This window comes from Methylophaga sp. SB9B (assembly GCF_004832235.1).
Classification (GTDB): Bacteria; Pseudomonadota; Gammaproteobacteria; order Nitrosococcales; family Methylophagaceae; genus Methylophaga; species Methylophaga muralis.
The window spans coordinates 80,804-92,761 of the sequence record NZ_SSXS01000009.1 but is presented as its reverse complement, the minus strand read 5'-3'; the positions used below and the strand labels follow the sequence as shown (position 1 = coordinate 92,761).

The 11,958-nt window shown below is 45.3% G+C and carries 11 protein-coding genes and 1 pseudogene; 7 read left to right on the top strand and 5 right to left on the bottom strand.

What is annotated here, in order from left to right; genetic code table 11:
- Positions 1–769 (top strand): annotated as a pseudogene (locus E8Q33_RS10815) (AAA family ATPase); the annotation flags it as partial.
- Between the two features lie 222 nt (positions 770–991).
- Entirely contained in the window at positions 992–1,840 is an 849-nt protein-coding gene (locus E8Q33_RS10810; protein WP_069296457.1) for a formate/nitrite transporter family protein, read from the top strand.
- 45 nt (positions 1,841–1,885) lie between these two features.
- Here the strand turns inward: E8Q33_RS10810 and cynS are convergent, their stop codons facing one another.
- The 4 genes from cynS to E8Q33_RS10790 all read right to left on the bottom strand — a co-directional run bounded on the left by cynS (position 1,886) and on the right by E8Q33_RS10790 (position 6,486).
- Positions 1,886–2,326, bottom strand: coding sequence for a cyanase (gene cynS / locus E8Q33_RS10805; RefSeq protein ID WP_136554720.1), 441 nt, complete (start codon positions 2,324–2,326; stop codon positions 1,886–1,888).
- 75 nt (positions 2,327–2,401) lie between these two features.
- Entirely contained in the window at positions 2,402–3,229 is an 828-nt protein-coding gene (locus tag E8Q33_RS10800; RefSeq protein ID WP_069296455.1) for a formate/nitrite transporter family protein, read from the bottom strand.
- Positions 3,230–3,417: 188 nt separating this feature from the next.
- Positions 3,418–5,382: a bifunctional diguanylate cyclase/phosphodiesterase gene (locus tag E8Q33_RS10795; RefSeq protein ID WP_247870051.1), complete on the bottom strand. Its 1,965-nt coding sequence runs from the start codon at positions 5,380–5,382 to the stop codon at positions 3,418–3,420.
- Between the two features lie 237 nt (positions 5,383–5,619).
- Positions 5,620–6,486 carry an SDR family NAD(P)-dependent oxidoreductase gene (locus tag E8Q33_RS10790; protein WP_136554718.1) on the bottom strand — a complete coding sequence of 289 codons (867 nt, stop codon included), beginning with the start codon at positions 6,484–6,486 and terminating at the stop codon, positions 5,620–5,622.
- Positions 6,487–6,589: 103 nt separating this feature from the next.
- On the opposite strand from E8Q33_RS10790, the gene E8Q33_RS10785 reads away from it, so the two are divergent.
- The gene (locus tag E8Q33_RS10785; RefSeq protein ID WP_069296452.1) at positions 6,590–7,423 is read left to right on the top strand and encodes a protein-glutamate O-methyltransferase CheR; all 834 of its coding nucleotides are present in this window, start codon (positions 6,590–6,592) and stop codon (positions 7,421–7,423) included.
- Here the strand turns inward: E8Q33_RS10785 and E8Q33_RS10780 are convergent.
- On the bottom strand, positions 7,420–8,103 hold the full coding sequence (locus E8Q33_RS10780; RefSeq protein WP_136554716.1) for a DUF4126 domain-containing protein: 684 nt from the start codon (positions 8,101–8,103) through the stop codon (positions 7,420–7,422). The two genes, E8Q33_RS10785 and E8Q33_RS10780, sit on opposite strands and share 4 nt — an antisense overlap.
- Positions 8,104–8,174: 71 nt before the next feature.
- On the opposite strand from E8Q33_RS10780, the gene E8Q33_RS10775 reads away from it, so the two are divergent.
- Genes E8Q33_RS10775 through dut form a run of 4 tightly spaced genes read left to right on the top strand, consistent with a single transcriptional unit; the run spans position 8,175 to position 11,956 of the window.
- A complete protein-coding gene (locus tag E8Q33_RS10775; protein WP_069296450.1) occupies positions 8,175–8,933 on the top strand; it encodes a Nif3-like dinuclear metal center hexameric protein in 759 nt (252 codons plus the stop codon).
- A 23-nt stretch (positions 8,934–8,956) separates the two neighbouring features.
- Entirely contained in the window at positions 8,957–10,303 is a 1,347-nt protein-coding gene (locus E8Q33_RS10770; protein WP_069296449.1) for a YhjD/YihY/BrkB family envelope integrity protein, read from the top strand.
- Entirely contained in the window at positions 10,300–11,520 is a 1,221-nt protein-coding gene (gene coaBC / locus E8Q33_RS10765; protein WP_136554714.1) for a bifunctional phosphopantothenoylcysteine decarboxylase/phosphopantothenate--cysteine ligase CoaBC, read from the top strand. The genes E8Q33_RS10770 and coaBC overlap by 4 nt, the downstream gene beginning before the upstream one ends.
- Entirely contained in the window at positions 11,501–11,956 is a 456-nt protein-coding gene (gene dut / locus E8Q33_RS10760) for a dUTP diphosphatase (protein ID WP_069296447.1), read from the top strand. The genes coaBC and dut overlap by 20 nt, the downstream gene beginning before the upstream one ends.
- Positions 11,957–11,958 lie beyond the last annotated feature (2 nt).

Sequence of the window (11,958 nt, the reverse complement as noted above, 5' to 3'; positions counted from 1 at the left end):
CAACCGGTGTTGGTAAAACCGAGCTATGTAAATCACTGGCGACTTTCTTGTTTGATACTGAAGAGGCCATGGTACGCATTGATATGTCCGAGTTTATGGAAAAACATTCGGTGGCACGTCTGGTCGGGCGCCTCCGGGTTATGTTGGATATGAAGAAGGTGGTTATCTGACAGAAGCAGTGCGCCGTAAACCTTATTCAGTGATCTTGTTGGATGAGGTTGAAAAAGCCCATCCAGATGTCTTCAATATTTTGTTGCAAGTGCTGGATGATGGCCGTTTGACTGATGGCCAAGGCCGCACGGTTGATTTCAGAAATACCGTTATTGTGATGACCTCTAATTTGGGCTCGAGCATCATTCAGGAAATGGCTGGAGAAGAAAATTACGAGGTGATGAAACAGGCGGTGATGGAAATTGTTGGTCAACATTTCCGTCCGGAATTTATCAACCGCGTGGATGATGTGGTGGTGTTCCATCCTTTACAAAAATCGCAAATCCGAGCCATTGCCGATATCCAGCTGGAACATTTACGCCAGCGTCTGGCAGAAAAAGAAATGGGCTTGGAGTTGTCTGATGCAGCTTTGGATATGTTATCGGAAGCCGGTTTTGACCCGGTTTATGGTGCACGCCCATTGAAACGGGTTATTCAGCATCAACTGGAAAATCCGCTGGCTCAAGCCTTGTTGTCCGGTCGCTTTGTGGCAGGCCATGTCATTAAAGTTGATGTGCAGGACGAAGATCTGGTGTTTACCAGTGAATTGCGACACTAAGCTAAAATGAAAATGATTGTCGGGCTGGAAGAACATCTCATCCAGCCCGGCTTTTGTTTATTCTCAGATGTTTAATACCTGTTTGAATGTTCAATAATCCGTTAGATTTATCTTTAGCCGTTTTATAATCACCTTATTCTCGGGAAAGCAATCCCTGCAAAGTGCTGTAAGCCACTGATATAATGCCCGACTTTCTCCCTCACACTCACAGGTAGCTAACAAATGTCTGATTTCGGCAAGTATGTCGATGCCTTCACGCCAGCGGAAGTCGCGGAAAAAGTCAAAACCGTTGGGGTGGATAAGGCCAATATGTCACTTATCCCGTTAGTGATTCTGTCATTGATGGCCGGGGCGTTTATCTCGTTTGCTGCAATGTATTACACGGTGGTTATGACAGACGCCGGTGCAGCATATGGAATGGCAAGATTGCTAGGCGGTTTAGTATTTGCGTTGGGCTTTATCTTGGTGGTAATAGCTGGGGCAGAGTTATTTACCGGTAATACGCTGGTGGTCATGGCTTATGCGAAAGGGCAAGTCAGTTTCAAAGCATTAATGCGTAACTGGGGTATTGTCTATTTCGGCAACCTGGTGGGGGCGCTGGTAACCGTCTATCTGGTATATCTCTCTGGATACCTGACGGACGGAAATTATGGGGTAGGGGTGACAGCCATTAAAACAGGCCTGATAAAAGTCGATCATTCGATCACCGAAGCCTTTGTGCGCGGTTTACTGTGTAATGTTTTAGTGTGTCTGAGCAGCTGGATGGTCTATGCATCACGTAGTGTCACCGATAAAGTATTGGCTGTGCTGTTTCCTATCTCTGGCTTTGTGGCAATGGGCTTTGAACATTCTGTGGCAAATATGTACATGATTCCGGTTGCGATGATTGCAGCAACCGATCAGGCGATTGTGGCTGCCGGGCATTTTGATGCAGCTCAATTAGCGACGCTGGATTTTGCCGGTTTGATGGGTAACCTTATTCCGGTCACCTTGGGTAATATTGTCGGTGGTGCTGGATTTGTGGCGATGACCTACTATCTGGTCTACGTGTACGCTCGTCCGAATCGCTAAAAAGAACATAAAGTGCACTGCGTTGAGCAGTGCACCTGTTGTTATTTACCAAGATTTGTACGGCAGGAATTTGCCATCTAAGGTAATCACAATCCGATCACCTTTTGGATCCGGTTTTTTCTCAATATTCATCGCAAAATCAATGGCACTTACAATGCCATCACCACATTTCTCATGCACAATTTCTTTAATGGTAGGGCCATAAACCGACATCATTTCATACAAACGATAAAGCAACGGATCCGTTGGTACAGTTTGCTCCCATTGTTTATTTGGGTATTTTTGCAGGGCCAATTCAACTTCGGTACCCAGGTCCATTAGCTGACACAGTTTTTTGGCCGTTTCGACTGGCATGCTGTTCATGCCGAGGCAGGCAGAGGCCGTCCATTCCGGTGACATGCCAATCGCAGCACCTATTTTTTCCCAAGTCAGTTCTTTGGTTTCTTTTGCCACCATAATGGCTTGCGTCATAGCAAGTTTATTCATTGTTACTCCAAAATATCTGTTTGTTTTTAAATAAAAAACCTGACACCCAAAACAGGTGCCAGGCCAACGAGGAAATCAATTCATTTTTTCGGAAAATTCAGCGGTAGGGGCACCGGTTTTGTAATGTGTCGCATACAACATGCCGCCAGTCAGCACCAAGCCACCCACCAGATTACCGAGGATGACCGGGATTTCATTCCATAATAACCAGTCAGCGATAGTGATATCAGCGCCCATTAGCATGCCCATTGGGAACAAGAACATATTCACTACGGCATGTTCGAAGACCAACCCGAAAAACACCGCAATTGGTAACCACATGGCAATTACTTTGCCCCCTACTGAATTAGATAGCATGGCACCAACAACACCGGTTGAGACCATCCAGTTACACAGCACGCCAGCAACAAAAACAGTTAACCAGCCAGCACCGCCATGTGCAGCAAATCCTAGGGTACGTGCTTCGGCTGCTTTGGCAATTGCCTGACCGGCAGCACCCGGCTCGGTGGTGAAAGCAAATGTCCAGGCAATGCCAACCAGTAACGCCGTGGTCAAAGCGCCTAATAAGTTACCTAAGCCGACCAGCAGCCAGTTTTTCATCATGCCTTTGAAAGTGCAGCCGCGTCTTTTATCCAGCAACGCTAATGGAACCAGAGCAAATACACCGGTCAACAAGTCAAAACCGAGTAAGTTCAATAAGACAAAACCAACAGGGAAAACTAAAGCACCAACAATCGGCAAACCGGTTTGAACGGCAGTGGTGACTGCAAAGGCAACGGCCAGGGTTAAAATAGCTCCTGCCATGTAAGATCGGATTAACACATCCCGGGTAGCCATTTTGAGTTTGGCTTCACCGGCATCGACCATTTTCTTGGCAAATTCGCTGGGCAAGAGATAAGACATAAACACTCCAGAGTAAGATTGATATTAAACAGGTAAGCAGTTTGCATGTTTTGTGCCTAACTTGATTTGTATAACCAAATCAATTTGTTAGGTTTTAATTGGGATTTTGGGGCCACTGAATTTGCACCAATTTGAAACGCAGTGAAGGTGCTGGTGCACAAGCATGAAGCGTAATGCCGTGTGTAAGATCAGTTAGAAAATGGCGGGACCCAGTCCAGGGTATCTAGCAAGTCTGCTTGCGGGCGGCCAATAAAATAACCTTGACCAAAATCAACACCATAACCCTTTAACAAAGCCAAAATGTCAGCATTTTCCACAAATTCGGCTGTGGTTTTACGGTTTAATCCTTTGGCAACATCCACCAAGGCTTTGACAAACAGTTGATCATCCGCATTTTTATCCAGATTTTTAATGAAGATGCCATCTATTTTGATGATGTCGACCGGCAGTTCCCGCATATAGTTAAACGACGAAAAGCCAACGCCAAAATCATCCAACGAGAAACGGCAACCCAAGGCTTTAATGGCTTGCATCATCGCTTTGGCTTGCTGCAGATTGGAAACGGCAACTGTCTCGGTGATCTCAAAAATAATCCCGTTGGGATCAACCTGAAATTCAGCAATAGTGCTTTCCAGTAAAGGCAATAATCGTGAGGTATCAATCACCAAGCCGGATAAATTAATGGCAAAACTGATATTAGGTTTTTGCTTTTGTAATAGTCCTAATTGTTTCAGGGCATGTTTGATAACGTAATGATCTATTTGCTGGATCAAACCCACTTGTTCAGCAATCTGGATAAATTTACCCGGTAAACGCATTTCACCGGTGTGCGGATCCCGCATACGAATCAAGACTTCGTAATGTTCAATTTTGTTGTTATCTAATTCCAGAATGGGCTGATAAAACAGCACAAACAGATCTTGTTCCAGTGCCTGTTCGATACGGTGTTTCCACAACACCCGCGCTTCAAGCTGCTCACGAGTTCGATCATCCACTGAAAAGATATGAAAATTGCCTTTGCCTAGAGCTTTTGCCTGGTACATCGCCAGATCGGCAAAGCCCATCAGCTCATGAATACTGGCATCCTGAAGGGGAAAGTGCACGATACCAATGCTGGTCGAAACCTTGTGTTGTACGGCACCATATTCAAGCTGAATCGTGCTCAACTCATGAATCACTTTTTTTGCCAGGGTAATAGCGCCATCAACATCACTTTCAGGCATTAGAATGGCAAATTCGTCACCCCCTAATCTGGCAACCAAATCGGTAAATCGCGTAACACGTTTTAGAGTACGGGCAACCAAAATTAATAATTCATCTCCAGCGCGGTGTCCGCTGGTATCGTTAATATCCTTGAATTGGTCCAGATCGAGATAGAGCAGCGTGTTTTGATGGTGATAACGAATCGCCATACGTAACGATTTTTCGAATTCTTCAATAAATTTTCGCCTATTGCATAAATCGGTTAACGGATCGTGTTCAGCCATCCAGACGATGCGTTTCTCCGCTTCTTTCTTATCCGTCATATCCAGGCCAACCGATAAAATCACTGCCTGTTGATTGTCGTGTTCCAAACGTGAATGCAGCCAGGAAATCTGGCGGATAAGACCGTTTTTATCAATAAGTTCAGAATCCTGCTGGGCAATGCGTTGATGCCCAGCCAATAATTCATTGAAGTGAATATTCGCTTCGGTCCAATGACTGGCGGGAAACATTCGAGCGACATTGGTACCGAGCATTTCGTCTTTGTTAAAACCTGTAATTTTTTCGCCGTAATCATTAAATAACGAAATTTCAAATTTTTTATTAATGGTTAAAACAATTAACTGGGCGGTATCGAGCAAACTTTTAATAAAGTCGCGCTCTTTTCGCAGCTCACGGTTTTTTATCTGTACCTGTTGATTACGCAGTCGCCCATGCTGGTCCAATTGATCCAAAACATTGATCAGGTGGTTGGTAATATTGGAAAGATCAATAACTTCCTGATCAGAGTTGTTAATGCTTGTTTCAGATAATAAAAGACGGGCTTGCTGATATTTTTTTGCTGACAATAAAGGCAAGGCCAGCGATATCTGCTCGATCTGTGACAACGGTTTGGACAGACGCTTTAAACCCCACAGGGTTAATAGCAGTGAAAATAATATGATAAGCAAAAACGGCGGCAGATAAATACTGAAGAGCTGGCTCGGATCAAAAGATCCATACTGAAAGTTCAAGTGGCCAACCAGAAATAACAGGATTAAACCGGCGATAAAACTACTAAAAAAAATACTGCAGGCTGTTTTCCAGTGAAGTTGGAGGTTTGACATCCTAGCCATTTCAATCAAATCCCTTGGAAATATAATGCTGGCGATTATGGCATATCAATTGGATGAAAAAATATAGACTGCTTAACGTTGTTCACCACGCGAGACACGGCTCAATACCCAATCTAAGGCGCTTGCAGGTAATATGCGTTTGAGATAGCCAAACAAATAGGTAGGGAAGGTTACGTAATAACGTATTTTGGGTCGGTCAGACTCAATTGCATGCACTAATTTATCTACAACAGCTTTGGCTGGAAGAGTAAAAGGTGCGGCCGGCCCGGGGGTTAACAAACGCTTTTCCATTGCCTCATAAATCGTATGATGGCTGCTGGTGTTTTTATCGATATGTTGCTGATATTTTGCAAAGGCATTTTGGCGGAAATGGCTGGTAATCGGACCGGGTTCGATAAGCGAAATATCGATTCCTGTGCCTTTGAGTTCAAGGCGCAAGCTATCAGCCAGTCCTTCAATAGCAAATTTACTGGCATTGTAAGCACCGCGATATGGTAAGGCGACTAAGCCTAAAACAGAACTGTTATAGATAATTCTGCCGAAACCCTGTTGTCGCATTTTTTTGATAACGAGGTTGGTTAACTCTTGTGTGCCGAATACATTGGTTTCAAATTGTTCGCGTAGCGCGGTACGGGATAAATCTTCCACCGCGCCGGGTTGGCCATAGGCAGCGTTATTGAATAATACGTCGATATGACCGTTAAAAATCTCTGAGGTGGCTTCAACAGCCTGATGGATAGAAGCGCTATCATTGAGATCGCATAACAAATTACTGATGCCTGCTGCAGTTAACGGGGAGTGATCGGCCGGATTCCTGACAGTAGCAATTACGTGATGGCCCCTAGCATGTAACATTTTTGCTGCTTGCAGGCCAATACCGCTGGAGCATCCAGTGATCAGAATGTTACGTTGTTTACTATTGGGCTTGTTTTTTGACATATAAGCAATCAGAGTATATTTAAATCACATTGGCTAAACATTTAAGCATAATGGCCGCTAAGGGTTACAGACAAAATCATTAGGGTTGAGGTACATCGCAGGTATGTTACAAGGAAATGACATTAGTCAGGCCGATTACGAACGGTTTCGGCTTTTTTTGGAACAAGCCTGCGGCATCGTTTTGGGCGATGGCAAACAATATTTAATTGTCAGTCGGTTGACTAAATTATTACGCGACGAAAAGATTCCATCAGTAGCCGATTTGTTAAATGCCATTCAGCGGGGCCATCCCCGTCATTTACGTGACGCAGTCATCGATGCGATGACCACTAATGAAACTTCGTGGTTTCGTGATGGTGGACCATTTGAAGTATTTGAAAAGATGACACTGGCTGATTTGGAGACTCGGATAACACCACCCTGCAAAATCTGGTCTGCTGCCTGCTCCTCAGGGCAAGAACCTTATACCATCAGTATGATTCTCAGCGAATACATCCGTAAAAAACCGGATAGCCGACTCAAGAGTACACAAATCATCGCTACCGATATTTCCAACAGTATGCTGGCCATGGCAAGACGCGGTATCTATGAAGAACATGCGCTGATTAGAGGGATTTCTGCAGCCAGACGTCAACAGTTTTTCAAACAGCTGGAAGGTAGCTGGCATATTGTTGATGAACTCAAACAACGGGTGCAGTTTCGTGAACAGAACTTATTGCAGAGCTATACCGGATTGGGACGCTTTGACGTGATCTTGTGCCGCAATGTACTGATTTACTTTTCATCACAACGCAAAACAGACATTCTGACCCGGCTTGCACAGTCATTAAATCCGGGTGGTTATTTGTTTTTAGGCGCTTCAGAAACTATCAGCGGTTATACCGATGCGTTTGATCTACAACGTACGCCGCATGGCGTGGTGTATCGTCGCCGTTAAAGGTCTGTTTTATCAGCTTCGGACTTAACCAATATCGGCTCAGCAGCTGGTGAACTCGAAGCAGCATTTGTTCTTTCCGGTTTTTTGCACCAGCCCAACCAGCTTCCAATATATTGTAGAACCGTTTTTATCAGCCGCCACAAACGCGGTAACAGCCAAATCATTAATAGAACAAAAATCAGTAACGCGGCCAGAAACCATAGTGGATGAGTCAGTGCTGTCCATAACCCGGCAATCACCAGTAAATCTTCGGTTATTGAGGCACCCCAGTTGCTGAAGGGCTCAGAAGAGGTATTTATCAGTAGTCGACTGCCTGCTTTAGTGGCATGAGTTGCCGCAGCAAGTCCGCCACCCAGAATACCCGCAGTAAGTTCAATCGCCGGACTGACATCACCAACCGCACTGGCCGCCAACATGGCACCTGCCGGAATACGGATAAAGGTATGCAGGGTATCCCAGCCGGTATCGACACCAGGTATCTTATCGGCAAAGAATTCTACACAGTACATTACAGCCGCAGCAGTCATCACCAGAGGGTCGCTGAGTACCTGCAACTCATCCGGCAGTATGATATGGCCTGAAGTGCCCATATAGCCGAGCATGAATACGGCTGCGTATAAGTTGATTCCACTGGCCCATGCGGCGCCCATACTCAGCGCAATAATACTTACAGCATCCATTTTAAGACTCCTGTTTGTTATAGTGGCTAGGGTCAGGATAAACAGACCCTGGAGTTTTTGGAGTGATATGGATGATAACCCGAACAGAGCTGCTCGCCTATCTTGATGACCTATTAGAAACATCAAGATTTCAGGACTATTGTCCCAATGGTTTGCAAGTGGAAGGTAAACAGCAGATTAAAACTTTGGTGACTGGTGTTACGGCAAGTCAGGCATTGCTGGATGCTGCTGTAGCCAATAATGCTGATGCGATACTGGTGCATCATGGCTATTTTTGGCGTGGTGAATCATCCCCGGTGACCGGTCTTAAATATCAGCGACTAAAAACCTTGTTGACACACGATATCAACCTTATTGCATATCATCTTCCATTAGATGCTCATACCGAGTTTGGCAACAATGTGCAGTTGGCAAAAATACTGGATATTGAAATTGATGGTCGTATTTCAGCTACTGGGGATCCGGCTATTGCTTTGTGTGGATGCTTAAAAACGCCGCAAAGCTTAGCTGAATTTTCTTCGTATATTGATCAACAGCTTGGGCGTAAGCCCACCGTTATCGCCGGACATGATCGTGCGATCACTACCCTGGGCTGGTGTACTGGAGCAGCGCAAGGCTATATTCAGCAGGCGGCAGAGTTAGGACTGGATGCATTTATCAGCGGTGAAGTCTCCGAACAAACCACGCATTTGGCTCGAGAGCTGGGAATTCATTATATTGCTGCAGGACATCACGCGACTGAACGTTATGGGGTTAAGGCATTGGGCGAACATATTGCAGAGCAATTTGGCCTGCACCATGCCTTCATCGATATTGATAATCCAGTCTAATGGATAAACAAAAGGCCATAAGAATGGTAACGAATATGAGTGAGCGGATAGACAAGATAAAACATTTCTTTCAGGTACAGATCTGGCAGGAAGCGGCACAAGGAACCAGCAGAATACGTCGTCTGACAAACCATGCTGTGCGAGTGATCTTTGTGATGATCCGTCAATTGTCGACTGGTGAACTGAATTTAAGGGCAATGAGTCTGGTGTTTACCACCTTATTGTCATTAGTGCCGTTAATTGCTGTGGCTTTCTCAGTGCTGAAAGCTTTCGGTGTGCATAACCAGATTGAGCCGGTGTTGTTGAACTTCATGACTCCGCTTGGTGACCGGGGTGCAGAGATGACTGCCAATATTATTGGCTTTGTGGAAAACGTTAAAGTTGGTGTGCTCGGATCCATCGGTTTGGGCATGCTCTTTTATACGATTATTGCACTGGTACAAAAAGTCGAAAGTGCGTTCAATTATGTTTGGCGAGTCAAGCGCCCCAGAACATTGGCGCGTCGTTTTACCGACTATTTAAGTGTCGTGATGATTGGTCCCGTTTTAGTGTTTTCAGCATTAGGTATTGCCGCTACCGTCATGAAGCATGATGTGGTGCTAACGCTGCAATCCATAGAGCCATTTGGGACTTTGTTATTGATACTGACGAAGTTATTGCCGTATTTCATGATTGTATTGGCATTTACCTTTCTTTATACCTTTATCCCCAATACCAAGGTGAAACTTGCTCCAGCATTGGGTGGAGCAATGGTGGCAGGTGCCTTGTGGATTGGTCTGGGAACATTATTTGCGACGTTTGTGGCTTCATCATCCAATTACACGGCAATCTATTCCAGTTTTGCCATTTTGTTTTTCTTTATGATCTGGCTCTATCTGGGCTGGTATATTCTGTTGACCGGTTCTCAGGTCGCTTTTTATTTGCAGCACCCAAGGTTTGTGTTGATGGGCGGCAAAACGCTGGTATTAAGTCCACGTTTGCGTGAGAAAAAGGGCTTGTGGCTGATGACGATTATTGCCCGCCGTTTTTGTAATAAACAGCCTGCATACAGCCTCTCAGAATTGGAGCAGCTTACCGCGTTAAGCAGTGAAAATTTAGAAGATTTATTGGGCATGCTGGAGGATGGTGGTTTTCTGGTAGAAGTAGCTGGCGATAAAATCGCCTATACATTAGCTGGCGATGTCAGCGAAATTCGCGTCGGAGAAATATTGGCTTGTTTGCGCAGTGCTGAAGAAGTGGGTGTCTCTAAACTTCAACAGCACACTGAGCCGGGTATCGAAGCATTTTTCAGCGAGATGACGGAAGCACAAAATGATGTTTTGGATGATTTGAGTTTGCGAGATTTAGCCATAGGTGAAAATGCAACATGATTGAAAACAATGCTTTTCATGGCAAGCGTATTTTGCTCGGCATTACCGGCAGTATTGCCGCTTACAAAGCGGCAGATCTTGTGCGTAGATTAAAAGAGCATGGCGCTGAAGTTCGGGTGATGATGAGTCGGGGAGCAACGCAGTTTATTACACCACTCACCATACAAACAGTAAGCGGCAATCCGGTGTCATTAAATTTCTTTGATGCCGATGAAGAAGCTGCGATGGGACATATCAAATTAGCGCGTTGGGCGGATTGGATATTGATTGCTCCAGCCACTGCCGATTGCCTGGCAAAATTGGCCCACGGTCTGGCCGATGATTTGATCTCAACGGTGTGCCTTGCTTCTGAAGCGCCGTTAATGGTGGCACCTGCAATGAACAATAAAATGTGGACGCATTCAGCTACCCAACAAAACTGTCAGATACTCAAGCAACGTGATGTCGAATTTATTGGTCCGGAAAGCGGCGATCAGGCTTGTGGTGAACAGGGTGAAGGACGTTTAATGGCTGTCGATACTATGCTGAAGCATTTGTTGACAAAAATTCAGCCGGGCCCGTTGACCGGAAAAAAAGTAGTTATCACCGCGGGTCCTACCTATGAAGCTATCGATCCAGTACGTTTTATCGCCAATCGTAGTTCAGGGAAAATGGGCTATGCGCTGGCACAAGCCGCTGCTGAAGCTGGCGCAGATGTGACACTGATTTCCGGGCCGGTAGCACTGACAGCTCCTATTGGAATAACCTGTTTGAAGGTGGAAACAGCCCAGCAAATGTATGACGCTGTGATGAGCCATTTAGCACAAACGACCGTTTTTATTGGTTGTGCAGCGGTGGCTGATTATCGTCCTGCTGATCCTGCTCCTACAAAATTAAAAAAATCTGCCAAAGACGATTTATCACTGCAACTTCGATTGAATCCCGATATTATTACCGCGGTTGCAAGCTCAGGTGAACGGCCAGAGTTGGTAGTTGGTTTTGCCGCAGAAACAGACGATTTACAGCATTATGCACAACAAAAATTACAGCATAAAGGTCTGGATATGATTGCAGCGAATCAAGTGGGGGATGGACTGGCTTTTGGTCAGGATAATAATGCGCTGGAAATTTTCTGGGAGGGCGGGTACAAGTCATTGCTTGAAGCCCCGAAACTTGAAATTGCACGCGAACTCATAACATTAATAACAGAGCGCTATCATGCAAAAAATTCAATTTAAAATTCTCGACCCGAGATTGGGCACTTCTATTGAACTTCCTGATTACGCCACCGCCGGCTCTGCGGGAATGGATCTGAGAGCTTGTCTGGATGAAAACTTAACGTTGAATCCGGGTGAAACCATTTTGATTCCGACCGGTATTGCCATACATATTGATGATCCTGCCTTAGCGGCGATGATATTGCCTCGTTCGGGTTTAGGTCATAAACACGGTATCGTATTGGGGAATCTGGTTGGCCTGATTGATAGCGATTATCAAGGACAAATTTTTGTCTCTTGCTGGAACCGAGGCAACACACCTTTTGAAATTGTCGTTGGTGAACGTATTGCACAAATGTTGTTTGTTCCAGTGGTTCAGGTCGGCTTTGAGCAAGTGACCGAATTTACTGCCAGTGAGCGTGGCAGCGGCGGTTTTGGCCATACCGGCAGAAACTGAGC

Bases quoted from the DNA above. Each gene is read 5' to 3' on its own strand.
- E8Q33_RS10810 (WP_069296457.1), top strand. From the start codon at position 992: ATGTCTGATTTCGGCAAGTATGTCGATGCCTTCACGCCAGCGGAAGTC.
- cynS (WP_136554720.1), bottom strand. From the start codon at position 2,326: ATGAATAAACTTGCTATGACGCAAGCCATTATGGTGGCAAAAGAAACC.
- E8Q33_RS10800 (WP_069296455.1), bottom strand. From the start codon at position 3,229: ATGTCTTATCTCTTGCCCAGCGAATTTGCCAAGAAAATGGTCGATGCC.
- E8Q33_RS10790 (WP_136554718.1), bottom strand. From the start codon at position 6,486: ATGTCAAAAAACAAGCCCAATAGTAAACAACGTAACATTCTGATCACT.
- E8Q33_RS10785 (WP_069296452.1), top strand. From the start codon at position 6,590: ATGTTACAAGGAAATGACATTAGTCAGGCCGATTACGAACGGTTTCGG.
- E8Q33_RS10780 (WP_136554716.1), bottom strand. From the start codon at position 8,103: ATGGATGCTGTAAGTATTATTGCGCTGAGTATGGGCGCCGCATGGGCC.
- E8Q33_RS10775 (WP_069296450.1), top strand. From the start codon at position 8,175: ATGATAACCCGAACAGAGCTGCTCGCCTATCTTGATGACCTATTAGAA.
- E8Q33_RS10770 (WP_069296449.1), top strand. From the start codon at position 8,957: ATGGTAACGAATATGAGTGAGCGGATAGACAAGATAAAACATTTCTTT.
- coaBC (WP_136554714.1), top strand. From the start codon at position 10,300: ATGATTGAAAACAATGCTTTTCATGGCAAGCGTATTTTGCTCGGCATT.
- dut (WP_069296447.1), top strand. From the start codon at position 11,501: ATGCAAAAAATTCAATTTAAAATTCTCGACCCGAGATTGGGCACTTCT.